This window comes from Pseudomonas sp. FSL R10-2189 (assembly GCF_009600325.1).
Taxonomy (GTDB): Bacteria; Pseudomonadota; Gammaproteobacteria; order Pseudomonadales; family Pseudomonadaceae; genus Aquipseudomonas; species Aquipseudomonas helleri.
The window spans coordinates 1-26,359 of record NZ_WIVZ01000021.1 but is presented as its reverse complement, the minus strand read 5'-3'; the positions used below and the strand labels follow the sequence as shown (position 1 = coordinate 26,359).

Below are 26,359 nucleotides of genomic sequence, written 5' to 3'. Positions count from 1 at the left end.
TCGCTGGCGCTCCATGGAGCTATCCCCTGGGGATAACTCGCGACGCAGGCGGCCACCACGCGCTGAACCGGGGTCTGGCTGGTTTCGGTTTGTTGACTGACGGCCTTCCGCTTTCTGCCGAAGCTGAGCGCTCCTTTCCACACAACGAGCGGACACCATGGCGACCAATGAGCCTCTGCAACTGAATCTCGGTTCCCTGCGCAGCGCGATGTCGCTGACGCTTCACACGCACCACGCCTCGCGCATCTGGCATGGCCGTGCCGCTGCCGAGGGGCGACCGGGCATCGTCGGCCTGAACGGCTACATCGCCCAAATGAACAAGATGCGGCGCGGTTCGGAGCAGGACGACCCGTACTCGGATTGGTGGATGCTGCGCATCGAGGTCAAGCTCGACCAGACCAAGACCACGCTGCAAGCGCTGCGCGAGCAGGTGGATCAGGCGCTGGCGAGCGTGCCGCCCGCACTCAGCCTGGGCGAGAACCTCAACGTGCAGCCCGTCAAGTTGCCGCTGTTCGTAAATGCGCAGCTCGGCTTTGCCGCCGTCTATCTGCTGGCCGACTACGACGACATCGCCCGCAAACTGATCCTCGCCCACCACACGGCGCTCATCGACCGCAGTACCTTGGAGCGCTGGCTCAACGAGGGCGCCCATGCACTGCGCAGCCTGTTCTCGCAGGCCCAGCAATACCGCTATTCGGGCTGCACGCGCGACGACTTCGCGTCAAAGAACGCCGCAGCACGGGCGGCGTTGGAGAAATTCGGCGAACTGCCGGAGGACGTGCTGGAAGGCACGCGCCGCTCGAAGTTCGCGCCGCCCATCGTGCGCCGTGGTCTGCAACAGCGTGTCGAGAGTCCTGCTGCAGCGCCTGCCCCCAACGACGAGGTCGCCACCGACGAGCCCGCCACTGACGCAGCACCCGAAATCAGCGCCGGCGAGGTCGAGGACGAGCAGGCATGAGCGATCCGAACCGCGAACCCCGTTACTTCCAGGGCCTGCAACAGGCTACCTTCATGAAGCTGGAACACGCTGCCTCTCTAAAAGGCCTTTTGAAGCCTTTTAAGGGTAAGGGGGATCTTGAGGCCTGGGCCAGCCAGTGCTTCGCCATGCGCGACGAGTTGATTGGCTTGACGCAGCGGCAGGTGCTGCAACAGGCAGTCGGGCATCCCTTCCACCTGTTGCCCGTGGAGTTGGCCCAGCAAACCACTGGCGCAGGCACGGCGTTTTTGCGCTGGCGCAAGCACGACCGCTCAGCCATGGGCGTGGCGCTGTGGCAGGAATTGATGGCGAGCACCGGCACGCCGATCAACCTGCTGGCCGAGCTGCACGCGATCGAGCTTCAGCGCATCACGCTGAACATGCAGATCAGCCTGTTGCACACCTTGGGCAGGCAGGCCCAGGAATGCGCCAGCAAGGCGGCTGTGGCGGAAGACGCCTACCTGCGCCGGCTCAAGTCCATCCCACCTGGAATGCGTGATCGGTGATGGCACCGGACACCCCAGCACACACCCGACGCCGACGCCGCACGGGTATTTCAACCACCATGGAGATTGCAACATGAGCACGCATTTTTGGGGCGAAGGCAACATTGGCTCCCCGCCCGAGTACCGGGAGTTCCCCAACGGCAACGACGAGCCGCGGCGCTTGCTGCGGCTGAACGTGTATTTCGACAACCCCATTCCCACCAAAGGCGGCGACTTCGAGGATCGCGGCGGCTTCTGGGCACCGGTGGAAATCTGGCACCGCGACGCCGCGCACTGGAAGGACCTGTACCAGAAAGGCATGCGCGTGCTGGTCGTCGGCCGCATGGAGCGCGAGCCCTGGACGGACAACGAAGATCAGCCGCGCGAGACCTGGCAGATCAACGCGCGCAGCGTCGGCATCCTGCCGTTTCGCATCGAGTCCGTGACCCTCAGTCCGAAGCCGCAGGATGCGGAGGCAAAGTCCCAGGCCACCCAGGAACCGGCTGTGCCAAAAGAGCCGCGGCGTAGGAAGTGACCCGGCATGGGCCGGCCACTGTTCGCAGCTCCATGCACCCGTGAGCTATCCCCAGGGGATAGCTCCATCTACGTCCACTGGCTTCCACGTGCTCCTGAAAATCGCGGCTCCCGGCCCGCACACCCCGGCTGCACGCTATCTCCGCCCGAGCCATTCCATCCCGTGAAAGTGGTCACCACCGCTTGCGACTTGTTTGCTGTTGCCCCTGGTGGTGACCGGCATCCTCGATTCCAGCAACTCAATGAACCACGGAAATCGGATGGACGGATATGCGGCTGTTCTTGTGCGAGAAGCCCTCCCAGGGCAAGGATATTGGTCGGATTCTCGGCGCGACACAGCGCGGTGAAGGCTGCCTCAACGGCTCCGGCGTCACGATTACCTGGTGCATCGGCCATCTCGTAGAAGCGGCAGCACCCGAGGTCTATGACGCGGCGCTCAAGCGCTGGTCGCTGGAGCAGTTGCCCATCATTCCCCAGCAGTGGCGGGTCGAGGTCAAACCCAAGACCGCCACGCAATTCAAGGTCGTCAAGGCGCTTCTGGCGAAGGCGACCCATCTCGTCATCGCCACCGATGCCGACCGCGAGGGCGAGTTGATCGCCCGCGAGATCATTGACCTGTGCGGCTACCGAGGCCCCATCGAACGCCTGTGGCTGTCGGCGCTCAACGATGCGTCGATCCGCACCGCGCTCAGCAAGCTGCGACCGTCGTCCGATACGCTGCCGATGTACTACTCGGCATTGGCGCGTTCGCGGGCGGACTGGCTCGTCGGCATGAACCTCAGCCGGTTGTTCACCGTGCTCGGGAGGCAGGCCGGCTATGACGGCGTGCTGTCGGTCGGCCGGGTCCAGACCCCGACGCTAAAGCTCGTGGTGGACCGCGACCGCGAGATCACGGCATTCGTGTCCTTGCCGTACTGGGCCATCGACGTGTCCCTGTCCGTAGGCGGCCAGTCCTTCACCGCGCAGTGGGTTGCCCCCGATGCCTGCACCGACGACACCGGCCGCTGCCTGCAGCAGCCCGTCGCACAGCAGGCCGCGCAGCAGATTCGCGCAGCCGGCAATGCCCAGGTGGTGTCGGTCGAGACCGAGCGCGTGCGCGAAGGTCCGCCGCTGTTGTTCGACTTGGGCACCTTGCAGGAGGTGTGCTCCAAGCAGCTTGGACTGGACGTGCAGGAAACCCTGGAGATCGCCCAGGCCCTGTACGAGACGCACAAAGCCACGACGTACCCGCGCTCGGATTCCGGCTACCTGCCCGAAAGCATGCTCGCCGAAGTGCCCACGGTTCTGGATAGCCTGCTCAAGACCGATCCCACGCTTGGCCCGATCATGGGCCAGCTCGATCGCTCCCAGCGCTCGCGCGCCTGGAACGACGACAAGGTGACGGCGCACCACGGCATCATCCCGACGCTCGAACCGGCGAATCTCTCCGCGATGAGCGAGAAGGAACGGGCCGTGTTTCGGCTGATCCGGGCGCACTACCTGGCCCAGTTCCTCCCTCACCACGAGTTCGACCGCACCGTGGCCGAGCTTTCCTGCGGCCAGCAGAAGCTGGTGGCTACGGGCAAGCAGGTCGTCGTCAAGGGCTGGCGCCTGGTGCTGGACGAGCCCGAACGTGAAGGCAGCGCTGATGAGGACGCCGACGCCTCTGCACGCAGCCAGGTGCTACCCGCGTTGCGCGAAGCGATGGCATGCCAGATCGCTGGGGCCGACATCAAGGCACTCAAAACGATGCCGCCCAAGCCCTATACGCAGGGCGAACTGGTCAAGGCGATGAAGGGTGTTGCGCGTTTCGTGACCGACCCGCGCCTGAAGCAGAAGCTGAAGGACACGACAGGCATCGGCACCGAGGCGACGCGGGCCAACATCATCAGCGGGCTGATCGCCCGCGGCTACATCGTGAAGAAGGGACGCGCCATCCGTGCATCGGATGCGGCGTTCACGCTGATCGACGCCGTGCCTGCGGCGATTGCCGACCCCGGCACCACCGCCGTGTGGGAACAGGCGCTCGACATGATCGAGGCGGGCCAGCTCACCCTGGACGTGTTCATCAGCAAGCAGGCCGCCTGGATTTCGCAGTTGATCGCGCAGTACGGCAGCATGTCCCTGTCCATCAAGCTTGCCCATGGACCAGCATGCCCGCAGTGCGGCGCATCGACGCGCCAACGCACCGGCAAGAGCGGTCCATTCTGGTCGTGCAGTCGCTACCCCGACTGCAAAGGCACGCTGCCGGTCGAATCTGGTCCGCCCAAGCGTGGCGCTTCGCGCTCGCGTAGCAGCGGTCGCAAAGGTGCCTAACCGACTCCGTTTCCCGTGGGCCGCACCCTGTTTCAAAGGCGTGGCCCGTGTCCCGCACGCCCCTGCGGGTCGCCCAGCGCGCAACGCCTTCTTGTCCGTGTGCGCGTCCCGTCGAGCCGTCCCCGGCTGCGGGACCTGAAGGTAGTTTTTCCGCGAACCGCCTCCCGCGTGTTCTGCTGGTCTGTGTTTCTCCCGCCCACTGCGAAGGGTCCCCCGATGGCTTGCCTGGCAGCGCGAGCCACCCGGAGACCCTTTGTGGTCAGCGGTATTCAGTGCCGGTGCCCACCGGCGCAAAAACGGGCTCCCTTTGTGCGCGGATGTGCGCCAGACGATGCCGGCCCCAGCCACGACATGGGCCGGGTGTGATTGCTGATGAGCAGACGGTTCTAGCGACGACCGGGCCTGCAACAGCCCACGGGTGGTTATTTCCTCTCGAGCCGAAGGTCAGCGAGCCTTCGGCTCCTTTGTCTCGTCGATCAACGTTCCGACCCAAGGGCCGGCCACAGCAACAGGAAACCGACGCATGCAACAACCGGAGAAAGTACGAGCCGCGTTCGAGCGCGACCTTGGCAACAAGGTGCTGTTCATCAAGGACGGCAAGCTGCTGTTTATCGATGGCATCAACCTCAAGGCCATCGCCGACCGTAAGGCGTATTTCGCTTCGCTGCGTGCGCGGCAAACGCAACCCATTGTGGTCCTGGCCGAACTGGGACAGGACGAGGCATTCACCCTGTGGAAGCAGTATGTCCTGGGCGACAAGACCGAGTGAGCCAACGCACCCACGCCCCCCCTGACAGCCCGCACTCGATGCGGGTTTTCTGTCTCCGCGCCATCAATCCGGGCTAGGCCGAATGCCGTTTTCCAACTGACGCAGCGAGGCTCCCGGACGAAGCTGCCCGCATGTTCGCTGATTCGTCAGCACATGCCAGCAGCCATGGGTTCCAGGCTGCCGTGGGTTCTTCCCGCGTAACCCGCCAGTCCGTATCGCATCAAGTCTGCGGACGCGCGTCCCCGTGACGCCGATGCTTTTTATCCACCGCGTGCGGGAGCTGCCATCCCGTGAGGGACAAGGCCTCGCTTTTCCAAGGAGCCTATCCATGTCCCACAAAGCCTCTTTCGGCCAGTTGGCCTTGACCTATTGCGGCAAGTTCCTGCCGCTCGAAGTCCTGCAAAGCGCCGCCGGCCACTACATCGGCACGCGCGATCCCGAAGGTCCCGTTTCGCGAGAATCGCACGAGTACTTCCGCAGCCATGCGGCGGCTCAACGTGCCCTCGAAAGAGGCGGCTGGTCCCAGCTCGCCATTCCCTGATCCAACTGGAGGAATCACGCCATGAATCAACTGCTGCCGCAGGAAGTCGTCGATCAGATCATGCGGGAAGAGCAGCATTTCGCTGCCGCGCCCCAAGCCTTCTTCGAGGCATGGAAGCGTGGTGCCGAGATCGCTGGCCCCGAATGGTTCGGCGACGGCACCCGTGAAGGCCTGAACCAGGCCAAGAGCAAGTGGGATCTGCGTCCCAACATGCTGCGGCTCAACGATGCCCTCGGTGTCCTGAGCAGCGGGCAACGCATGTTTCTGTCCGCTATGGTCAGCTTCTACAACGCGCGCGAGGGCGGTGCCATGCTCAAGCGCTGCCACTTCCACGGGCTGTCGGACTTCGACGGGCTCGACCTGGAACGCCGCAAGGTCATTGCCGACTTGATGGTGAACTACTGCGGCTGGTGAATCCGTTTCCGGCACACCACCGCCTTTTCGTTCCCCGCGAGGGACATGCACCTACACGGTCATGTCCCTCAATTTCCTTTCCGTTCCCAGCGTAGGGCTGAATCAAAGCCAACGATCACCTCTGCCTGACGCATTTTTCGCTTTCAACCCACCGGGTCTAATTCCCGGTGACGGGAATTGGCTCCATTATTCAATCAGGAGCGTTCCCATGTCTCAGAATCCCAATCCCTTTCTGCGCGGCTACTGGAATTTGAACATCGTCCGCACGCTGTCCATCAGCTACGAGGACGGAAGCCCGCCTGTCTGGCGAAATATCCACCCAAACCAGCAACATCTTTCCGACCAGGAACTGATTTCATCGTCCTGCATCGTCACCAGCGATTTCGCGGTGATCACGAACGGCTCTGAACCTGTGAGCGTCGAGGTGCTGGCCGACTGCGATGCCGATGAAGGCGTTAACGGCGAAGGCGTGATCAATGCCGTGGTCTATGCCATTCATGGCGAGGACTTCGACGGTCGCCTGATCCACGTCGGTGACAGCTATTCGGTCGAAGCCGCGCGGAAAGTCGTGCAGCGCCTGAGTTTCGAGACCGGCTACTACAGCCGATGCTGGGAGATCAGCAGCGCGCACATCAGCCCGGAAACCGACCAGTACCTCGCCAATCTGGCGGACCTTGCCACGCCGGAGGCCTTTTTGTTCATCGCCTTTCGGGTTCCGTACAGCCCGGCGATCGGCGTCAAGCTGATCTCCACGCCCTGGACGGACAAGAACCTGGAACACACCGAGGGCATCACCGCCGAGCAGCTTCGGCAGGAGCACCGCAGCAAGGGCATACCCGACGACCTGGCGAACATCCTGGAACTGGCAGGCCAGGCCGATGTGCGCATCCTCATCCTCGATGCTGACGCGCCCGTGTTGCTGGGCCTGCCGCTGGCCGAGTCCTAGCAAACACACCAGGCGCCCACCTTCCTCTTTGCCATCCATGCCAGCCTGTCTCCTTTCTGGGAGCCGGGCTGGTCCTATTTCATAGGAGCACTTTATGTTCCCAGACCTCATCTCGCCCGCACGCGACTTCGAGCATCAGCTTGGAGCCTGCGTCAACGCCATGGGCCAGGACGACGCCATCGGCCAGATCCTGGTATTCGAGCGCCTGAGCGGCACGCTGCACATGCGCCATATCGCCAACGCCGATCTGGCAGACACCGGCATTGATGCCTACGAAATGCTCGTCTTCGACGGCGGCAACACCGGCGGCGACACGTGGAAGCACGTCTTCTTTCCACGTCAGCGCGAACACTACTTCGTGTACCAAGCCTGACCACCCGGCCCCTTTCGAGGGGCCTTTTCTTGTCGCGGCGCAGGAAAGCGGGTGCGACGCAGTGCGGTTTTATGAGCACAGGCCGCTCACCCCAAGGCCATCCTTACCCCATGTTCGTCGGCGTTGCCGACACATGCCCAGGCAGTCAAGACCTTCAAGGCTGCAAGCGCGGGAAACCGTGCTGGTTGTTTCTTCCTACGGACGCATCGCGCCCATTCACCCACAAGGGACCTCTCCCTTGCGGGCGGGGAATCCCTTGTTCTTCCTCAAGGAGATTCACATGGATCGCTCTCTTATCAAGACCCTGATGCCTTCGCTGGTCGCAGGCCACGTGCCTCGCAACGTGCGGTCATTCAAGTACCGCGTGTTCGATGATCAGCCACAGTCCTCGTCACTGGGCTTTGTCATCGACCCCCAGCCCTTCGACGGCAAGGTGGTCGCCGCCAGCGAAGACGCCATCGTCATAAAGCTCAAGCCCAGCGAGTTCGCTGTACTCGATCCCAACCTGGTGACCACCGTTCCCTGCGAGGGCACCAAGGTGCATGTCCAACCCTATGCCCGTCGTCGTTTCGACGGTCTGCGTGCGGACACACCAGAAGAGCGCACCGAGATGATGTCCGACGGCACCCCCTACACCGTCAAGACGCACATCCTCGGCTCCGCGCCGGCCAAGCTGCCCATCCCCGAGCCGCAGTGCATGGAACTGGGTCAGCTCATCGAGCAGTTGGAGGAAATGCCGGCGCCCGACGGGTTCCGGCGCATCACCCACATGCTGGTCGATGCGGGCGCCCACGACTTCACCTGGGTCGATCCAAAGCCGTCCAGGATCATCGAAACGCCTCCGGCGATCAATTTCACGGTTTCGACCGCGAAGTTCGACGGCCAGGTGACGATCCTCTACCAGCGTGGCAGCGATACCTATGCGGTGGAGCTGCGCCGCGACGGCGAGTTGGTCGATCGGCACGACGAGGTTTATTTCGACATGCTCGGCGAAGTGCTGGAGCGACTCATCGACGATGGGCGCTGGCGTCTGATCGATGTGAGCGAGATCGGCGCGGAGACGTTCCGACGGCGCCGCGCTGTACCGGCGTGACACCACGAAAGAACCAGGCGACATGCCCCCACAGGCTCTCCCTCCATTAGGAAGGAGGGCCTTTTTTCTGCCTGGGAGATTTCATCAAAGGGAATCGCCGGGATACCGATTGATGGCAGCCTTGCGCGCGAGGCCTGGCCATGCTGAGCCCATGCCTGCTGACGTTGTCAGCGACATGCCAGGCAACCATCGGGCTTCGAGGTTGCGGCGCAGTTCCCACTGCGTGACCGAGCCAGCTCGCACCGCATCCATCCGCGAGCGGCCACCAGTCTCTGGTGGTGGATGCTTTCGCCTTATCAACCCATCGCGGGGTTACGCACCTTTCCCCGCTGCGTGGGGCCGGTGTGTCTCCGCTTCATCCCTATGGAGATTCACCATGAGCACCACGTCCAACGAGAAATCGTATTTCGACCTCCACACCTCGGGCATCGGTTACATCCAGCGTGTCCGTGAAGTGCCTGTTCGGGGCGGCCGCCGTGCGCAGCCTTTCCTGGCATGCACCATCGCCGCGCTGGTCGGTTCCGCAAAGGACCCCAGCAATCGCTACTTCGACGTCAAGGTCTCGGGTGCCGAGGCCAAGAAGCTGGTCGAGCGCTACATTGGCGTTGACGATCCCAAGCAGCGCCCGCTGGTGCGCTTTCGCCTCGGCGACCTGTGGGGCGATGCGTACATCCGCGACAAGGGTGAGCAGAAAGGCCAAGCTGCCGCGTCCCTCAAGGCGCGACTGCTCAAGGCCGAGCCGCTTGACCGGGCCGAACTGGCTTCGATCAGGCAGCACGAGCTGGTCACCCGCGGCATCGGCTACCTCAGCCGTCCGAAGGACGTCACGCCCAAAGATAGCGACCCGTTCCTCTCTTGCACCGTCGCCGCGCTGGCCGGGCCTGTCGATGAACCGGAGTATCGGTACTTCGACACCATCGTCACCACCCCTGAAGCCGAGCATCTGGTTCGCCGGTGCGTGCAGGCCATCGAAGGGGACTGCAAGGTGCTGATCGCCTTCCGTCTCAACGACATGAAGATCGATCCGTACATCCGCACCAAGGGTGAGCGCGCAGGGGAACCGGCCGCGAGCTTGGATTCGACACTGATCCACATCGGCCTGATCAAGATCGACGGCACCAAGGTCTATCCGACGAACCCCGCGCAAGCCGATTCGCCGCCGGCCCAGGACGCTCCCGTGCCCGAAGCCAAGGACGCCGACCCCGCTGCAGATCAGCCTGCCGAGCTCGCCGAGCGCGAGCCCGAGGCGCAAGTCGAGGAGCAGGAGCCGGCATTGGCTGCTTCGTTCTGATCGGCAAGGCCCTCGCGGGCCTTGTCGTTTTCCCAATCGCTAAGGAGAACCATCATGGCAGCTACATTGGCATCCGAGAAATCGGTTTCGCCCATCGTCGTCCCCGGTCAGCTCACGCTGCGCACCATCCGCGGCAAGAACGGCCCCTTCACGGTCGGACGCCTCGCCACGCACCTTGGTACGTTCGAGGTCAAGGACCCGGAGTTGGAGCAATACCCCGAAGGCAAGTACTACGGGGAATTCATCATCAGGTACATCTTCCCTAAGTCCTACCCGGTCGGTGGCGGCATGCGCTTCGAGATCCGAGCCAGCCTGGACGGAATGACGCTCTACGACATCGACAAACTGAGCCGTGACGAGGCACGCAGCTTCGCCACCCAGGACCTCGATCCACTTGACGAAGAGTTGGGCGCACAGCCTGCAGTAAAGCCGGCAACACCGGCCAAGCCCAGCAAAACGTCTAGGCCCGCCAAGCCCGCACCCGCACAGGCATCCACAGACCCGCTGGTCGATACCACGCCCTTCGGCGTGGATGCGCCGACGCCCGCTGCGGTAACTGCTCCCGGCAGTACCGAAGATGGCGACGCCGCGCTGTTCAGCTTGCTCTGGCCACTGGGCGAGTCCGTAAAACTGGATTCGACCATCGACCGCCGCACCCTGCGCGCGCAGATCGCCCGCCTGGGCGAACTGGGCTACGCGCTGGACTTCAAGACGCAGGAGTGGAGCCGCCAGGCCGAACTGCAACCTGCGTAGTACTGGACACCGCATCTGCGGTGTACTTCATCCACCCGCTGGGGGCCTTCCCCACCGGGGAGGCTTCTGGCTCAATTTTTCCAGGAGGCCTCTCATGGGCTGGTATTTCTCACCCCAATCGCGGTCTGAACTGATCGCGGAGTTGATCGCACCGCAAGAGACCGAGCGCGCCAGCGTCAAGGTCATCGCCCACGCGCTGCGTGGCAACGTCCTCTGGTCTGTTACGCAAGTCACAGCCAAGGCCGAAGGCGTACACCGTGATCTCGCACCGGGCCAGTCCCTGTGCATCATCCGCTGCGATCTGCTGGAGCGCAGCGGCGGCCAGTGGGGCTACAAGCCGCTGGACGAATCCATGCACCCGTACTACTACTCGTGCCCGCTGTCCTATCTGGACCTCGCACCGGAGCAGTCCACCGAATGGCGTGCAGGCGTTCGCGCCTACCACGCAAAGCGGCACACACCCAAGGCAAGCACGGCCCCAGCTACGGCGCTGACGGTCTGAACCAGGGCGTTTTTCTTTCCACCCCAAGGGGCAGTGCTTGCCCCTGCGGGCGGTGCTGTTCCCGTTCATCCGAGGACACCACCATGCCCGCAACCACTTCTTCCACGCTGTACCGCATCGACGAATGCCCGGACGTGATGGCCGACGCTTGCGTCGGCGATGACCAGGGCAACCTGATCTTCCTGTCGATCTGGGCGCGGGACACCGCCGTCCAGCAGTTCCTGGCTCGCCTGACCCTCGGGCGCGACGAGCAGGGACTGGAGCAGTTCCACCTCATCACCGACCAGGGTGGCAGCGTTCCGGTGTTCGTCGGCAACGTCGATCGCCTGGAAAAGCGCATGACCCGCGCCTACCGGCGAACGCTGTTCGGTTCGCTGTCCAACGTGTGGCTGTTCGATCGGCGCTGCGTCAAGCCCGACAAGGCCAACGCCAGCGCACTGGGATTGCTGCCCCGCGATAGCGACCACCGATTTGACCGCCTGTGGCCGTTGGTGCAGGACACCTGCCCACTGCCACTGCTCGACCACTGGCGCGAAACCGTGCTGGAACTGCTGCAAAGCCGCGAGATGCTGACCCGTTTGCCATTCGCATTCGGGCCTTTGGTGGGCCATCGGCTCGCCATCGACGTGCCGGCGCTGACCCAGGCGCTCGGCTCGCTGATCCGCAGTGACGTGCTCACCGCCTACCCATACCCGGCCAAGATTTGGACGCCGGAAACGGTAGCGGCTTGAACCACCTGCGCAGGTACGCCAAGGCCCGCCTGCGCCATTTATCCCCGCCAACCAGGAGACTTCCATGGCTCTCATGTTCCCGCGGCTCGCCCGCAATTTCGTGAAGAACGGGTACTTCCCGACCGACGAACCGACGCTCGAAAGAGCCCTCAATGCACTGATGCCCAGTGCGCCTGAATCCAATGGACCGATGTGCATCCTCGATCCCTGCGCCGGCGAAGGCGTGGCGATTGCCGAAGCGGCTCATGCCCTGGGGCGCGAGCAGGCCAAGGCGTTCGCCGTCGAGTTCGACGCAGAGCGGGCGCGCCATGCCCGCAGCCTGGTCGATCACTGCCTGCACGCGGATCTGATGGATACGATGATCTCCAAACAGTCCTTTGGGCTGCTCTGGCTCAATCCGCCGTATGGCGACCTGTCCAAGGACGTCAACGGCAACATTGGCTATCAGGGTCAGGGCCGAGCCCGCCTCGAAAAACTGTTCTACCAGCGCACGCTGCCCCTGTTGCAGTACGGCGGCGTGCTGGTTTTCATCGTTCCCGGCTACGTGCTCGACGCCGAGCTGGTCGGCTGGCTGACGCGCCACTACACCGACCTGCGCATCTACCGAGCGGTGGAAACGCAGTTCAAGCAGGTGGTGATCTTCGGACGCCGGGTGCGCCAGCGCGAGCAGACGCCCGATGGCGTCAAGGCCGTGCGCAATCTGCTGCTGCAGGTTGGGCTTGGCGAAGTCGAAGCCGAGGAGCTGCCGAGCGAGTGGCCATTCCTGCCGTACATCGTCCCCGCCAGTCCGGCCGAGCCGGGGCATTTCTTCCGCGTGACGATGGAGCCGGAGCAGTTCGCCGATGAGGTTGGCAGGCTGCAAGGCCTCTGGCCGTCGCGGGATACGCAGTTGGGAGCCGCGCAGCAGACGCTGCGTCCTCCGGCGCGGGCCTTGTCCCACTGGCATCTTGCCCTCGCTCTGGCCGCGGGCGCGATCTCGGGAGTTGTGCAATCCAAGACGGGTCGCGTGCTCGTCGTCAAAGGTGACACCCACAAGGACAAGACGCTCCAGCGGGAATTCACCGAACGCGAAGACGGCTCGATTGCCGAGACGCGCATCCTCACCGACAAGTTCGTTCCCGTGATCCGCGCGTGGGACATGACGCCTGGCTCCCCGACACGGGGCGAGGTGTTGACCATCCGCTGATCGTTTCTCCACCGCCGACAGTTCGCCGTCGATTTTTTCCACCCACCGGGGTCCAGTCGCCCCGATGGGGTGCCGTGGCCCCTCCATCTCCAGGAGCCTTCCATGGCAGCCCAAGCACTTTCCATCAGCCAGACACCGAGCCTGCGCTTCTCGCCAGGCCAGGTGGTTATGACCATCGGCGTCGATGACCTGGTCCAACAGGGCCGGCTCAACCCGACGCCCTATCTGCGTCGCCACCTCGGCGGCGATTGGGGCGATCTCGACGACGGCGACAGGCAGCAGAACGATGCCGCGCTGAAGTCCGGTGAGGATCGCCTGTTCTCTTCCTACCAGGTCGCACCCGGTCTGAAGCTCTGGATCATCACCGAATGGGATCGCAGCGTCACCACGCTGCTGCTGCCCAGCGGGTACTGATCTTCTCCAACGCGGGGCCACCGACACCCCGCAAGGGTGCTGTAGCCCCTTCACTCTGAAGGAAGCCACATGACCTCCAACCAACATGACAGGCATCGCCGCAAACGGCTGTTCGAGATCGGTGCACTGGAGTTCAGCGAAGGCGTCGAACGCCTGATGAACGAAGGCCGGCTCGATCCCATGCCGCTTTTCGAACGTCACATGCGTGGCGACTGGGGCGACGTCGCGGACTACCAATGGCAGCAGAACAACGCTGCGTTGGAGTCTGGCGAACGCCTCGACTCGTTGTACGTCGTCACCCGTGACCTGAGCATCCATATCTTCACCGAAGCAGATCGCAGAGCGACCCGCATCGTGCTGCCGTCCGAGTACTGACCGCGAGTTGTCACCGCAGGCCACGAGCGCCTGCACTGTCCAAGCACCGACGGTTCGCCGTCTCTCTTCCCACCACGGGGCATGTCATCGCCCCGCTGGGGTGGTGCATGCCTCATTCTTTTTTTGGAGCACCACCATGTCTACCGATCTTGAAACCACTGCCATCGAGACTGCACCCGCACAAGGCGATCTGCTTGAAGCGGAATCCAACCATCTCACCCTGAGCCTTCAGGATTTTGTCGGCGAGTTCGGCGACGAACTGCTCGATTCTCTCAACCGCGCCAACCCGCCGGTCTATGTTGGTCAAGCACAGGCGCTGCGACAGCTCGTCGTTGCCAGCCTCAAGCGCAAGCTGTTCCAGGCCCAGGCCGACGTTGTCCATGCCGCAGCCGAGCTGCTGGTCGATCAAGGCGAACGCGCTGCGATCGTCAATGGCGAAATGGGCTGCGGCAAGACGACCGTCGGCATCGCCACGGCCGCGGTGCTCAACGCCGAAGGCTACCGCCGCACCCTGGTGCTTTCGCCTCCCCACCTGGTCTACAAGTGGCGGCGCGAGATCCAGGAGACGGTGGCCGGTGCCAAGGTCTGGGTGCTCAATGGCCCGGACACGCTGGTCAAGCTCATCAAGCTGCGCGAGCAGTTGGGTGTGCCGCCCACGGGCCAGGAGTTTTTCATCCTGGGGCGCGTCAGGATGCGGATGGGGTTCCACTGGAAGCCGGTCTTCACCCAGCGACGCACCCGCTACGGCGACGTGGCAGCGTGCCCGGACTGCGGCACGGTCATCACCGACCTCGACGGCGAGCCGGTCAACCCGGTCGCGCTCGAAGCCGAGGAGTCCCGCAGGAAGTGCAGCCACTGCGCCGCGCCCCTGTGGATGCTGATCCGCCCGCGTAGTCTGTCCGGCAGCGACCAGTCCTCGGTCGTCCTCAAAGCCTTGAAGCGCATCCCGACTATCGGGGAGGTTACCGCGCAGAAGCTGATGCAGAAGTTCGGTGACGGTTTCCTGGCGTCGATGCTCGGCGACAACATCCACGAGTTCATCAACCTCATGGATGGCAACGGCGAGCTGGTGTTTTCTGACCGTCAGGCCACGCGCATGGAACGTGCGATGGCCAACATGGAGTTTGGCTTTGGCGAGGGCGGCTACCAACCGTCCGAGTTCATCAAACGCTACCTGCCGCAAGGCACGTTCGACCTGCTCATCGCCGACGAGGCACACGAGTACAAGAACGGTGGCAGTGCCCAGGGCCAAGCCATGGGCGTGCTGGCGGCGAAGGCTCGCAAGACCTTGCTGCTGACCGGCACGCTGATGGGCGGCTACGGCGATGATCTGTTCTATCTGCTGTTCCGGGCATTGCCTGGACGGATGATCGAAGACGGCTACCGCCCGACCACGAGCGGCAGCATGACCTCGGCTGCGATGGCGTTCATGCGCGATCACGGCGTCCTCAAGGACATCTACTCCGAGAGCGCCGGCACGGCGCACAAGACGGCCAAGGGCACCAAGGTATCGGTGCGCACGGTCAAGGCTCCCGGCTTCGGCCCGAAAGGCGTCTTGCGCTGCATCCTGCCGTTCACGATCTTTCTCAAGCTCAAGGACATCGGTGGCAACGTCCTGCCGCCGTATGACGAGGAGTTTCGTGAAGTCCAGATGGACGTGGCGCAAGCTGCGGCCTACCGCGATTTGGCGGGTCGGCTGACCGCAGAGCTGAAACAGGCTCTGGCGCGACGCGACACGACCTTGCTGGGCGTGGTCCTCAACGTGCTGCTGGCCTGGCCGGATTGCTGCTTCCGGTCGGAGACCGTGGTGCATCCACGCACGCGCAACACCTTGGCGTTTGTCCCGGCTCAGTTCAATGAGTTCGAGATCAGTCCCAAGGAGCGTGAGCTGATCGATATCTGCAAAGCGGAGAAGGAGCAGGGCCGCAAGGTTCTGGCATACACGGTCTATACCGGCACGCGCGACACCACGTCGCGCCTGAAGGGGCTGCTGGAGCAGGAAGGCTTCAAGGTGGCGGTGCTGCGCGCAAGCGTGGATGCCAGCCGCCGCGAGGACTGGATCGCCGAGCAACTGGATCGGGGCATCGACGTGCTTGTCACCAATCCCGAGCTGGTCAAGACGGGACTGGATCTGCTGGAGTTCCCGACGATTGTGTTCATGCAAAGTGGCTACAACGTGTACTCGCTCCAACAGGCAGCACGCCGCTCCTGGCGCATCGGGCAAAAACAGCACGTGCGCGTGATCTACCTCGGCTACGCCGGTTCCTCGCAGATGACCTGCCTGGAACTGATGGCCAAGAAGATCATGGTCTCGCAGTCCACCTCGGGCGATGTGCCCGAATCGGGGCTGGATGTGCTCAACCAGGACGGCGATTCCGTCGAGGTCGCACTGGCCCGGCAACTGGTCGCTGCCTGATTCCCACGCCCGCCGGCCTCGCGCCGCCGGCTTTCCGTTGTTCCCATCTTGCAGCCCCAACCGCGTTCTTCGTGGGCGGGGCTGCGTTTTTTATTATTCACGATCACTCCAGTACCGCAATTTACTGGACTGCGCCGAGGCTCGATACAGCAGGTGTATCAATAACATAGGCTAGCTCAACATATGCCGGTGCTTTCCGAAGCTTGACCCGGCTTCCCCTCGCGTGGCTCCCATGCGGCTCTTGGAAACCGGGCTTTCTGAGGAGTCATCATGGCGAAGATCAAGCCGAAACGGCTGGCCGAACCGATCAACAGGTTGATCGCGGTAGTTTCGGACCTGCATCGCAATCACACGACTGCCAGCCAAGAGGCATGAACATCTCCATGCCTGAACTCATCTTGCGGGCAATTACTCAGCGGCGCTAAGAGCCAGCTTGAAGATGGAATGAGTCTCAGTCCATAGCCGTTTTTAGTGCTCTTTTCCGCGGGACCGAAGAAGACAAAGACGGCAAGCACTCGAATAGGCGTTCTGCGTAGACGAAGCCCATCCGTCTGACCGAATCCTGATCGAAATACAGCAGCCAAGCCGCAAGTAACGCCAGCGAAACGAGCAGCGTCAAGCCTGCGGCGAGTCCTGGATCAGCAAAATGCATAGGGTTGAAGTGGGGAGGTGCGACCTGTAGAACCTTTGCAATCAACAATCCGTAGAGGATGCCCAGGAGACACGACACGATACCGACGGGCTTCATCGCCAGCATGTTGCGATGAAATCCATAAGCGATGTTCTCTTTCAGCAAGAGCTGCTTGTTTGAGCGCGTGAGTTCGCGAAGTCGTTTGGTTGCTCCTATGTACGTGTCGTCTGCCTGCTCGGGATTGGCCGACTCTTCTTCCGCTGTTGGCATCGCGATGCCGAGCTTGCCTGTGATTGCCGTGTGGTAGCGCTGCTTGCTGACACCATCGAGAAACCTGTCGCGATGGCGCAGCGCAATGGTGGTGGGCATACCGCCCCACTTGGCAACTAAGATTTCTTCGAGTTTTTTACCGCGCCCACGGGCTACACTCGCAAGCGCATAAATAGCCCCGCAACCACCAAGCAAGCCGATCACGCCCGTAAGAATAGGGTGCTTGGCTCCGTAGACGCACAACAACGGCACTAGTACCGGCAAGGCCACAAGAAGTCCAGGAACAACGCGTGCCTTACGCTCGTAGGGGTCCTTGACCAGTTCAAAAATTGTTGTCATGTGAAGTCAAGCCTGTGCCGTCAAGGCATCAATGTATGGTTGGATTTCATCGCGATTTTTCAGCGTAATCTGTTGCGCGAGCGGGTCGGGGGCTTCCTTGGTATGCAAGCCTAAACGCCTCAGCGTGTAGTACAGAAACGCTTGGCGGCATGGAAGTTTGACCTGTCCGTCTTCCATGCCGTAGTCCAGTTCCAAGACCCGTTTCTTGGCCGCAGGTAAATCGGGATGAGGTGCAAGCACCAGCATCAGAACCGTATGCCAATGTGCATCCTGGCTGGCGTCCACTTGGCTCGATTCGAAGCCTTCAATGCGCAGGATTCGGGCCAGGACGAAATCGCTGAAGCGTCGACGCTTGTGGCAAAACGCGCGCATGTGCCAGCGAAAACCATCGTTGCCAAGGGCGTGCGGGGATAGCAGGCGTATCGACTCGTCCAAGGATGTCATGGACTGGTAGCTCACCCGAATGGCTTCCTGTTGCCGAATCGCTCGGACCACTGCTTCGACGGTCTGTTCATTGATCGTGCGCCAGGGGGAAGGTGCCCAATCTGTCTCCGGTGCAGAACCGATGAAGCTGGCCGTCGGCTCGACAACTCCCATCTTGGTCGCTAGCAGCTCTGCTAGATAGCGTTGCGCCGAGCTTCGTTGATAAAGCGGGTGAAAACTCGGCGCTGCCGTGTAGGTCTTGGAACTGCGGTCGTAAGTCAGGTTGCTCGGCGCCAGTTCCGTGTACTTGGCAATGTCCAGTGATGCCTGCGGGACCGAAATGCCAAAGTGCTCGGTGAGATCCATCCGGTTGATGCGCCGCTCCCAGCGCAGACGGAAATCGATGAATTGAAGTCTGCTCTCCAACCCCCAACTTAGCCCCTTGGGCTCAGCAGGTTCGGCGGCAGGAACGGAAGGCTCTTGCATCAGTAGCGCCTAAAAAGTAGACGGGTATAAAAAATAGTCGTACATTAACTATACGCGATCACCCTTCGGTCGTCTACCCGGAGACTCCAGTGCCCACAGCCATCACGTTTTTTCCCGTCGACAACGGGGACATGACCCTCATCAAGTTCGGCGATCTCGATGCAACAACCCTGCTGATCGACGTAAACATCAGGCAAGACGCCGATGACCCTAACGGGGAGGCGCGCGATGTCGCCAAGGATTTGCGCGAACGACTGAAGAAGGATGAGAACGGCAGGCCGTATGTCGATGCGTTCCTGCTGAGCCACCCGGACCAAGACCATTGCCGAGGGCTGAAGCGACACTTCCACCTAGGGCCACTCGACAAGTACCCGGACGACAAGAAGGACGACAAGGACAAGAAAATCGTGATCCGCGAGATGTGGTCATCCCCGATCGTGTTTCGACGCACCAGCAAGACGCACACCTTGAGCGACGACGCCAAGGCATTCAACACGGAGGCGCGTCGGCGCGTGCAACTGAACCGTGACAAGAATTTCGCCGTCGGGAACGGTGACCGCATTCAGATCATGGGCGAGGACATCGACGGAAAAACCGATGATCTCACCTCGATTGTGCGGAAGGTGGACACGCGCTTTTCAACGATCAATGGCAAGAGTTCCGCATTCTTTTCTGCGTTTCTTTTGGCCCCACTGGACGCCCAGGATGACGAGGAAGAGGAAGAGTGCCTGGTCAAGAACCAGTCCAGCGTTATTCTGAACATCACGTTGGCGGCTGACGCGCAGACGCCGGATGGTGCGAAATTCCTTACTGGTGGCGATGCTGAGGTGTTCATCTGGAACCGCCAGTGGCAACGCCACAAGGCTGAAGCAGATGTGCTTGAGTACGACATCATGCAGGCGCCTCATCATTGTTCCTGGCATTCGCTGTCCTATGACAGCTGGTCCGACTACCGTGAAAAAGCCAAGCTCGATGCTGATGCCCGCAAGGCGCTTTCGCAGACCCGTGACGGCGCCGTCATCGTCGCCAGCTGCAAGCCGATTGCAGACGATGACAGCGATCCGCCCTGCATCCGTGCGAAGCGTGAGTACGTGACGATCGTGGACGAAGCAAAAGGCGAGTTCTACTGCACAGGCGAGTACCCCAGCGAAAAGTCCGTGGAACCGCTCGTTTTCACCGTAACCGCTCAGGGTGTGCAGCCTCCCTCGAAGAAGGAGTCCGGATCGAAGGCCGCTGCCGTGGTGACCTCTGCGCGCACCCCCATGCCGCACGGAGCATCATGACGGGCACCATCGCAGACGCACTGCATCAACTTCAGCGGCATCGAGGCCTTATCCGCGTTGGCGAGCCAAGGACAACTGGTGCATCGACGGAGATTGAAGTCGATGTTGTGGTCCAACTGCCGAACAGGTCTCGGCGCAATGGTATCTCTGAGACCGGAGTGAGCACCGTCGAGACGTGCGTGCTGGTATTCGGTAGTGACTGGCCCCTGTCCGCACCCGAGCCCTTCTTACGTGCGGACTTCCCGCTCAACTTGCCGCACATCAACCCCCATCGCCAAGGCGAGTTAGTCTCGCCGTGCCTATTCGAAGGGTCGTTGAACGAGCTGCTGCATCGGTTTGGCCTGGACGCCGTTGTCGATCAGTTGATCGACTGGCTGCACAAGGCCGCGGCTGGAACACTCCTGGACCTGGAGCAGGGGTGGGAACCAACGCGCCGAGACAGCTGTCCTTCGACCGTTGTATTCAGTGCCGAGAAGGTCGCGGCCGCCGCTCCCACTGACGGCACGATTCTGGTGGTTCCCGCAGGTTACGTGACGATCGATGGCGGTCTGTACGCCATCATCAACGCCGAACTGACCGCACAAGTCGATCCTGTGTTTTATCAGGATGTTCACAACGACAAGCTGGGCAAATGGGGGAACGGCCATACCGCGGCCTTCATCGCGCGCGCTCCGATGACCGACGGCCTCCCGCATGTGATCGGACGCTATCAACCAGAGACAGTTGTCGATCTCGCGACGCTGCTCGATCGAGCAGCGCAGCTTGGTATTGATCGCGACGCTTTGGCCCAGGAAGTGGACGGTTATTTCGGACGCTCAATCTTGGATATGCGACAGGACTCGCATGGCTGGGTGCATGGTTTGTACGCGATTGTGATTCTGGCTGTGCAAAGGCCCGCGTCGCTTGTGGGCTCGCCAGGGAGGAGTGTCGAGGTATTGCCCTATGTGGTGCGCTATGAACTCAACGCTCAATCGCTCCTGGAGCGAAACGCCACGGTTCACCCGGCCTTTCACGCGCATGCGTTGTCTCCTGAACTGCTGGCAAGGACGTCTGGCATTCCATACGCAGCCACATCACAGCCGCTGGTCGTGCTCGGCTGCGGAAGCGTGGGATCGAAAGTCGCGATGCAACTTGGGCGAGCGGGCTTTGGTTCGATGACTTTCGTCGACAACGAACCCATGTCGCCTCACAACGCCGCGCGGCATGCACTCATTGAGCGGGCATCAGTTCTGGTTCCGCCTCGGAAGTCGGCGCTGATGAAGACAGCCTTTGAATCGCTGTCGCATCTTCAATCGCGAGCGTTCGACACCGACGCAGTGACTCTTTTGGTCGATCCGGAACAGTTTGCGGCAACCGTTCCGCAGGATGCGGCCCTCATCGTGGATGCGACGGCGTCACTTCAGGTGCTGGCTGCAGAAACACAATCGGCAGCGTTGGATCAATCCCCTGCCCGATTGGCACGGATCGCGATGTATGGTCAGGGGCGCTGTGTGGCGGTATTGCTCGAAGGAGCTGGCCGCGCCGGCCGAGTTGACGACCTCACGGCGTTCTTGTTCGAGTGCTGCCGGTTTGCACCGGAACTGCGTGCGTCGATTGCAGGCGATACGTCTGAGCCGACTCGGATTTTCGTGGGTGACAACTGTCGTTCGCTGACGATGCCTATGTCTGACGCCGTTGTTTCGCGGTCGGCGTCACTGGTCGGCCTGCAACTGGAACGATGGCTCGTTGATGGGCTCCCGAAGGAAGCGACGCTTTGCGCCGGAATCTCAGATGCCGAAGGCCTTGGAATGGCATGGACCCGCGCCAGCCTTGGCCCGACCACTGCGCTTGAAGTCGCAGACGATGGTGGCTGGAACATTCGGGTCCTGTCCCCAGTTGCGCAAGCAATCCATGCTGATGCGCTGCGCTGGGGTGCTCTGGAAACAGGCGGCGCCTTGATCGGCCGCATCTCGTTTGAAAATCGAACCATCACCATTGCAGGCCTTGTTGAGGCACCACCTGACAGTGTTCGAGAGACCGCCCGCTTCGTCCTCGGAACCAACGGGCTTGTTCAAAATTTGCGCGCCGCAAATGCGGCCTCTTTGGGGTATCTCGCCTTTATAGGAACGTGGCACAGCCACCCGAAAGGCGGCGCACATTCGGGTATCGACCGAAATACATTGCGCGGCATCGCCGAGGATGCTGGCGGCCTTCCGGCCGTGTCGTTGGTATGGACTCCGACAGGACTCACGTGTGCGGTGGATCGCTGGTAGGTGCAAAGCCACCGGCACTTTGTTGGCATAAAACAAGAGGGATGTATGGCTGACTACTTCGAGATCGACTTTCTTGGCGTCGAAACAGCGAAAAGCGGGGACGCGATCACGCTGCGCTACTCGGTGAATGGCACCGAGGGCGTGCACGTTGTTGACGGAGGGTATCTGGATACGGGTGATGAGATAGTCGAGCATCTGAAGACGTACTATGGAACAACAGTCATCGACCATGTGATCCTCACGCACCCAGATCGCGATCACGCCAATGGGCTACGAAAAGTCCTGGAGCAATGCACAGTCAGGAATCTTTGGATCAACCGGCCGTGGATATACGCGGACCAGTTGATCGATCGCTTTGAGACCTATGAATCGATTGAAGCCCTGCGACGGAAGTTGCGCTCAATCTACGATGCCACGGCAATTCTTGAGGATATTGCGGTGGAGAAGGGAATTCCAATCCATGCCCCCCTTCAGGGGCAGAGCATCGGTCCGTTCGCGGTCATGGCACCTACCCTGGGGCGCTACTTGGACCTGATCGTGGACTCCGCGAAGACACCGGAAGCTGTCGAAGAAAGTGCTTTTGATAGCGCGCTGAGCAGCATATTCCGGGCAGTGAAGGCTGCGACCGCCTACATCAAGTCCCTGTGGGGCGAGGAATATTTCCCGCCTGAGCCGACCAGTCGTGAGAATGAAATGAGTGTGGTGCAGTCGGCTGTCTTGAACGGTCATCGCGTCATGCTTACTGGCGATGCCGGGCGTGAAGCACTGCAGGAGGTGATCGACTACGCGCCTTTCGTGGGACTCGCGCTGCCAGGTATTCGGTATTTCCAAGTGCCCCATCACGGCGGGCGACACAACGTTTCGACCGAAGTCTTGGATCAATTGCTTGGCCCACGGTTGAACAGTATGCCGGACAAGCACCATTGGAATGCCATATGCAGTTCTGCCAAGGCGGATGAGGATCATCCGCGGAAGTCGGTGATTCGCGCTGTATTGCACCGGGGTGGGCACTGGGCGGCAACTGAAAGCCAGAACATACGCATCGGTGCGGGCATCACCCGTGATGGCTGGGTGCCGATTCCTCAAGTGCCATACCCCGAAGATCAAGAAAATTGACTCCGGCAGAAGGACGAAGGTCAGCACCGTTCTGCGCACTTGCTGTTCGACCAAGACGAGTGGCAGGTGACGTACGTGCTCAACAAGAAAAAGCCGCCCAAGGAGGCTCCGGCGCTGAACACGGTGGTGCGCCGGATTGCTAAGCCTGGAGGTTTCCTAGGCCGCAAGGGCGATGACGAGCCCGGAGCCAAGACGCTGTGGCTGAGCATGCGCGATGTGGCCGTGTTCGTGCAGGGGCTGCGATTTGCTCGGATGGCGCTTTGAGATGTGTGTAACTGGATGCATAAAGAACGGCAGGTCAGGCCGCAGCAGCGTGTCCATATCGCGGCGAAAGCCTGCCTTGCCAAGGCGCGCGAGATGCGCATTGGCTTCTTGCGCACTGAGCGTGCCTTTCGTCAGGTGGGCTTGCTGCATTATGTAGTGGCGCCTTGCTGAGGCGGAACCCATGGTTTCGCCACGAATCTGCAATTGATTTGCGAAATACACCGTTTTCCGTCCCGTATTGCGACTTAACTGCAGATCCATCCCTTGATCCATGAGCTACTGGTTGTGCGCAACAGCGGGTGCGTCTGTACCGCCTGGACGATACGCAGTAGGCATCCGGGTTGCCCCTGAAACCGGGCACCACCCAGTTCGCATTTCTGGCTGACCGCGCTGCGGCGCGCCGCCAAGGTATCGGCATCGCAACAGAAGAGCCGATGCCATGCCCGCAACCCATGTATCCCGGCGTCTGGTCGGCGCTGGTCTCCTGGCCGCAGCGCTGGCCAGCGGCTGCGCGACCACCACCGCGCCGCTGGTGCCAGACGCCATAGAAGGCGTCTCCTCCGCTCCCGAACCCGACGCACCCGAGTTCATTCCCGTCGTGCGCTATGGCCGCTACACGCTGGTCGAGCTGGCACCCTCGGCGGTGCAGCGTGACTTGCTGTTGCAGACCATCGATGTGTCCATGCCGGAGGATGCCCGTGCCACGGTGGGCGATGGCCTGCGGCATGTGCTCAAACGCAGTGGCTACCAGCTTTGCGAGACGGCCCACGCCGTGACCGAGTTGTATGCGCTGCCGCTGCCGGCGGCGCACCTGCATCTTGGCCCCATGACCTTGCGCGATGCGCTACTTACCCTGGCTGGCCCGGCCTGGGAACTGCACACGAATGACCGGGCACGGCAGATTTGCTTTGAGCAGGCTGGAGGCAGTGCGACTGCCGAGCACGCACACGAACCGCCTGCTGCCGAGGCGGTGCAGACGTTTCCGCTGATGCCTTCGGTTTCGGGAGGCCAGCCATGAATGCCGCGCAGTCTCCCCGTCGCCCGATCACTGCCGTGATGTTGCAGAGCCTGATGTGGCTCTGGCTGATCGGCCTCAGCGTTTTCGTCGCTCTCGGCTACCAGGCGGTGAACGAGCAGGCCGACCAGGAGCGGCTAAATTTCCGCCTGCAACGTCTCGAAGCGCAGGCGACGAGCCTGGCCGAGGCCATTGAGGCCATCCAGCAGCGTCCGGCCGTCGCAACGGCGGCAGACCTCAAAGACACCCGTGAACTCCTGGAAGCACGCGCTGCTCAGGTCGAGGACACGCTGAGCGGCTATGCCGCCGCCGAGAGCCTTCAGGCGCTTCGTGTGGAAGTCGAGCAGATCAAGGCACGGCAGAGCGCCCAGCGTGCCGCAGCGCCCGCCCAGCCGCGCGCACAGAGCAGGCCCACCGCCAAGCGGGAACCGCCGCCACTGCCATTTCGCATCGTCGGTGCCGAGCTTCGCGCTGGTCAACGCAGCCTGTCCGTTGCGCCGAGCGCCGGGTCTTACACGTCAGACCAGCTTGAGGTGCTGCTGCCCGGTGATGCGGTCGGCCCATGGCGCTTGCAGGCGATCGAGGGCAACGCCGCGGTGTTCCAGGCCGGCGACCAGACCCGCCGCGTGGCGATCCCCTGATCGGAGCACACCACATGAAGCCGTCGATCATCTTTTCCGCGCTTCTGCTGGCGTCTGCCCAGTTGCCCGCCGGGGCACAGCAGCCGGTCACGACTCCCGCCCGCAATGCACAAATTCAGGAGCGCTCGCTGATCGCCCGCATCCTGGACGACCGGGTGGCAAGCAACTGGGGCCTGCAACCGCAGGAGTGGGCTCGCTATCGCGAACTGATGGACGGGCCGTTGGGCATCTACTCGCCCAACCTGGACCCACTGTCCGCCCTGGGCATCGAGGCGCGCACTGACGAGGAACGGAGCCGCTACGCCGAACTGCAGGTGCAGATCGAGGCGCGCCGCGTCGAAAAACTGCTCGCCTACCAGCGTGCCTACGACGAGGCCTGGCAGCGCCTGAATCCCGGCATGCAGCGGGTGAATCTTCTCGACGACAAGCCCAGCGCCAACCCCTTGCGCGGTTCAGGCCGCACGGCAGTGTTCGTCAAGGACGGCTGCGCGGCCTGCGGGCAACTCGTGCAGCGCCTGCAATCCTCCGGCACCGAGTTCGACCTGTACATGGTCGGCAGCCGCCAAGACGACACGCGCATCCGCGACTGGGCCAAGCGTGCGAACGTCGATCCGGCGCGCGTGCGCAGCGGTGGCATCACGCTCAACCATGATGGCGGGCGGTGGCTGTCGCTTAGCTTGCCCGGCGACCTTCCAGCAGTCGTGCGCGAGGTGAACGGCCAATGGCAGCGTCAGCCGTAACGGCCACCTCCGTTTCGCAGTGCTTGCGCGCACTGGCGCTCGCAGCCGGCCTGTGCGCCTGCGCCGCCCATGCCCAGGAGATTCCGCCACCGGCTTACCAGCTTGCCGCCCAGCGCGCAGGCATCCCCTCGACGGTGCTCTACGCCGTGGCCTTGCAGGAAAGCGGCATCCGCCGCAACGGGCGCATCGTCCCGTGGCCGTGGTCGCTCAACGTCGCCGGTCAGTCGCATCGCTTCGCCACCCGTGCCGACGCCTGCGCTGGTTTGCAGCAGGCGATGCGCGCCACGCCGCACACACGCATCGACGCGGGCCTGGGCCAGATCAACCTCGGCTACCACCAGCAGCGCTATGTCAGCCCGTGCGACTTGCTCGACCCGTACCGCAATCTCTCCATCGCCGCTGAAATCCTGAAGGAGCAGCACACCTCGGGCGAGGACTGGTTGCTGGCGATCGGTCGCTACCACCGTCCTGCGGGCGGAGAACCTGCCGCCCGTTACCGGCGCAGCGTGTCGCGCCACCTTGCCCGTGTGCAGGGCACGCACCCAACCGCTGCGGCCTTCGCCGCACGCCAGGAGAGCACCCCATGAAAACATCCCATTTGACCCATCTCACGCTGGAGGGCCTGCTCGTGCTGCTGGCGGCTCTGCCGCTGGCCTCGCGTGCCGGCGAGCCGCTGATCGTGGTCGAAGACCGTGGCGGCACGTCGACGCTGCCGTACTACGAGGCTCTGAACCTTCAGCCGCGCGCCGATGCTCCGGCCCGACCGCCCAACCCGATGCTCCCGGTGCCCGCCACGCCCATGGAC

The 26,359-nt window shown here is 62.4% G+C and carries 29 protein-coding genes; 27 read left to right on the top strand and 2 right to left on the bottom strand.

Features of this window, described 5'->3' with window-relative positions; translation table 11 throughout:
* Positions 1-157 precede the first annotated feature (157 nt).
* The 18 genes from GHO32_RS15915 (at position 158) to GHO32_RS15830 (ending at position 16,094) form a co-directional block, all read left to right on the top strand.
* The gene (locus GHO32_RS15915; RefSeq protein WP_034065549.1) at positions 158-958 is read left to right on the top strand and encodes a PFL_4669 family integrating conjugative element protein; all 801 of its coding nucleotides are present in this window, start codon (positions 158-160) and stop codon (positions 956-958) included.
* Entirely contained in the window at positions 955-1,482 is a 528-nt protein-coding gene (locus GHO32_RS15910) for a DUF3158 family protein (RefSeq protein ID WP_034065551.1), read from the top strand. The genes GHO32_RS15915 and GHO32_RS15910 overlap by 4 nt, the downstream gene beginning before the upstream one ends.
* 73 nt (positions 1,483-1,555) lie before the next feature.
* Positions 1,556-1,996: a single-stranded DNA-binding protein gene (locus GHO32_RS15905; protein WP_034065553.1), complete on the top strand. Its 441-nt coding sequence runs from the start codon at positions 1,556-1,558 to the stop codon at positions 1,994-1,996.
* A gap of 269 nt (positions 1,997-2,265) precedes the next feature.
* Positions 2,266-4,290, top strand: coding sequence for a DNA topoisomerase III (locus tag GHO32_RS15900; protein WP_153442907.1), 2,025 nt, complete (start codon positions 2,266-2,268; stop codon positions 4,288-4,290).
* Between the two features lie 523 nt (positions 4,291-4,813).
* Positions 4,814-5,059: a hypothetical protein gene (locus tag GHO32_RS15895; RefSeq protein ID WP_034065555.1), complete on the top strand. Its 246-nt coding sequence runs from the start codon at positions 4,814-4,816 to the stop codon at positions 5,057-5,059.
* A gap of 328 nt (positions 5,060-5,387) precedes the next feature.
* Positions 5,388-5,600, top strand: coding sequence for a hypothetical protein (locus GHO32_RS15890; RefSeq protein WP_034065556.1), 213 nt, complete (start codon positions 5,388-5,390; stop codon positions 5,598-5,600).
* A 21-nt stretch (positions 5,601-5,621) separates the two neighbouring features.
* The gene (locus GHO32_RS15885; RefSeq protein WP_034065557.1) at positions 5,622-6,014 is read left to right on the top strand and encodes a hypothetical protein; all 393 of its coding nucleotides are present in this window, start codon (positions 5,622-5,624) and stop codon (positions 6,012-6,014) included.
* Between the two features lie 208 nt (positions 6,015-6,222).
* The gene (locus tag GHO32_RS15880) at positions 6,223-6,960 is read left to right on the top strand and encodes an ABC transporter substrate-binding protein (RefSeq protein WP_124211852.1); all 738 of its coding nucleotides are present in this window, start codon (positions 6,223-6,225) and stop codon (positions 6,958-6,960) included.
* A 94-nt stretch (positions 6,961-7,054) separates the two neighbouring features.
* Positions 7,055-7,333, top strand: a complete 279-nt coding sequence (locus GHO32_RS15875; RefSeq protein ID WP_034065562.1) for a hypothetical protein — start codon at positions 7,055-7,057, stop codon at positions 7,331-7,333.
* Positions 7,334-7,613: 280 nt separating this feature from the next.
* Entirely contained in the window at positions 7,614-8,426 is an 813-nt protein-coding gene (locus tag GHO32_RS15870; protein WP_153442905.1) for a GTPase, read from the top strand.
* 376 nt (positions 8,427-8,802) lie between these two features.
* Positions 8,803-9,717: a DUF3577 domain-containing protein gene (locus GHO32_RS15865; protein ID WP_153442903.1), complete on the top strand. Its 915-nt coding sequence runs from the start codon at positions 8,803-8,805 to the stop codon at positions 9,715-9,717.
* A 54-nt stretch (positions 9,718-9,771) separates the two neighbouring features.
* Positions 9,772-10,470, top strand: coding sequence for a DUF3275 family protein (locus GHO32_RS15860; protein WP_153442901.1), 699 nt, complete (start codon positions 9,772-9,774; stop codon positions 10,468-10,470).
* A 94-nt stretch (positions 10,471-10,564) separates the two neighbouring features.
* Positions 10,565-10,972: a hypothetical protein gene (locus GHO32_RS15855; protein WP_034065567.1), complete on the top strand. Its 408-nt coding sequence runs from the start codon at positions 10,565-10,567 to the stop codon at positions 10,970-10,972.
* 83 nt (positions 10,973-11,055) lie between these two features.
* Positions 11,056-11,703, top strand: a complete 648-nt coding sequence (locus GHO32_RS15850; protein WP_054910424.1) for a hypothetical protein — start codon at positions 11,056-11,058, stop codon at positions 11,701-11,703.
* 40 nt (positions 11,704-11,743) lie between these two features.
* Positions 11,744-12,889, top strand: coding sequence for a DUF6094 domain-containing protein (locus GHO32_RS15845; RefSeq protein ID WP_223717301.1), 1,146 nt, complete (start codon positions 11,744-11,746; stop codon positions 12,887-12,889).
* 102 nt (positions 12,890-12,991) lie between these two features.
* On the top strand, positions 12,992-13,303 hold the full coding sequence (locus GHO32_RS15840; RefSeq protein ID WP_026383903.1) for a hypothetical protein: 312 nt from the start codon (positions 12,992-12,994) through the stop codon (positions 13,301-13,303).
* A 69-nt stretch (positions 13,304-13,372) separates the two neighbouring features.
* A complete protein-coding gene (locus tag GHO32_RS15835; RefSeq protein WP_026383904.1) occupies positions 13,373-13,678 on the top strand; it encodes a hypothetical protein in 306 nt (101 codons plus the stop codon).
* Between the two features lie 136 nt (positions 13,679-13,814).
* Positions 13,815-16,094: a helicase-related protein gene (locus GHO32_RS15830; protein WP_153442899.1), complete on the top strand. Its 2,280-nt coding sequence runs from the start codon at positions 13,815-13,817 to the stop codon at positions 16,092-16,094.
* A gap of 451 nt (positions 16,095-16,545) precedes the next feature.
* Here the strand turns inward: GHO32_RS15830 and GHO32_RS15825 are convergent, their stop codons facing one another.
* Complete coding sequence (locus GHO32_RS15825; RefSeq protein WP_026383907.1) at positions 16,546-17,334, bottom strand: hypothetical protein; 789 nt, start codon at positions 17,332-17,334, stop codon at positions 16,546-16,548.
* Positions 17,335-17,340: 6 nt separating this feature from the next.
* Positions 17,341-18,243, bottom strand: a complete 903-nt coding sequence (locus tag GHO32_RS15820; protein WP_034065576.1) for a WYL domain-containing protein — start codon at positions 18,241-18,243, stop codon at positions 17,341-17,343.
* 89 nt (positions 18,244-18,332) lie between these two features.
* Here GHO32_RS15820 and GHO32_RS15815 point away from each other — a divergent pair, with 89 nt between their 5' ends.
* The 9 genes from GHO32_RS15815 to GHO32_RS15775 form a co-directional block, all read left to right on the top strand.
* Positions 18,333-19,526, top strand: coding sequence for a hypothetical protein (locus tag GHO32_RS15815; RefSeq protein ID WP_054910421.1), 1,194 nt, complete (start codon positions 18,333-18,335; stop codon positions 19,524-19,526).
* Positions 19,523-21,778, top strand: a complete 2,256-nt coding sequence (locus GHO32_RS15810; RefSeq protein ID WP_153442897.1) for a Mov34/MPN/PAD-1 family protein — start codon at positions 19,523-19,525, stop codon at positions 21,776-21,778. Before GHO32_RS15815 ends, GHO32_RS15810 begins: the two co-directional genes overlap by 4 nt.
* A 45-nt stretch (positions 21,779-21,823) precedes the next feature.
* Positions 21,824-22,894, top strand: coding sequence for a hypothetical protein (locus GHO32_RS15805; protein WP_026383911.1), 1,071 nt, complete (start codon positions 21,824-21,826; stop codon positions 22,892-22,894).
* 66 nt (positions 22,895-22,960) lie between these two features.
* Positions 22,961-23,158, top strand: a complete 198-nt coding sequence (locus GHO32_RS27225) for an IS4 family transposase (protein WP_371318210.1) — start codon at positions 22,961-22,963, stop codon at positions 23,156-23,158.
* 439 nt (positions 23,159-23,597) lie between these two features.
* Positions 23,598-24,176 (top strand): PilL N-terminal domain-containing protein, encoded by a 579-nt coding sequence (locus GHO32_RS15795; RefSeq protein ID WP_034065582.1) that lies wholly within the window; start codon positions 23,598-23,600, stop codon positions 24,174-24,176.
* The gene (locus tag GHO32_RS15790; protein WP_153442895.1) at positions 24,173-24,814 is read left to right on the top strand and encodes a hypothetical protein; all 642 of its coding nucleotides are present in this window, start codon (positions 24,173-24,175) and stop codon (positions 24,812-24,814) included. Before GHO32_RS15795 ends, GHO32_RS15790 begins: the two co-directional genes overlap by 4 nt.
* Positions 24,815-24,828: 14 nt before the next feature.
* A complete protein-coding gene (locus GHO32_RS15785; RefSeq protein WP_054910418.1) occupies positions 24,829-25,554 on the top strand; it encodes a TIGR03759 family integrating conjugative element protein in 726 nt (241 codons plus the stop codon).
* Complete coding sequence (locus tag GHO32_RS15780; RefSeq protein ID WP_034065586.1) at positions 25,536-26,141, top strand: transglycosylase SLT domain-containing protein; 606 nt, start codon at positions 25,536-25,538, stop codon at positions 26,139-26,141. Before GHO32_RS15785 ends, GHO32_RS15780 begins: the two co-directional genes overlap by 19 nt.
* The coding region (locus GHO32_RS15775) for an integrating conjugative element protein (RefSeq protein WP_218581161.1) at positions 26,138-26,359 on the top strand (222 nt) is incomplete at its 3' end. The genes GHO32_RS15780 and GHO32_RS15775, both read left to right, overlap by 4 nt.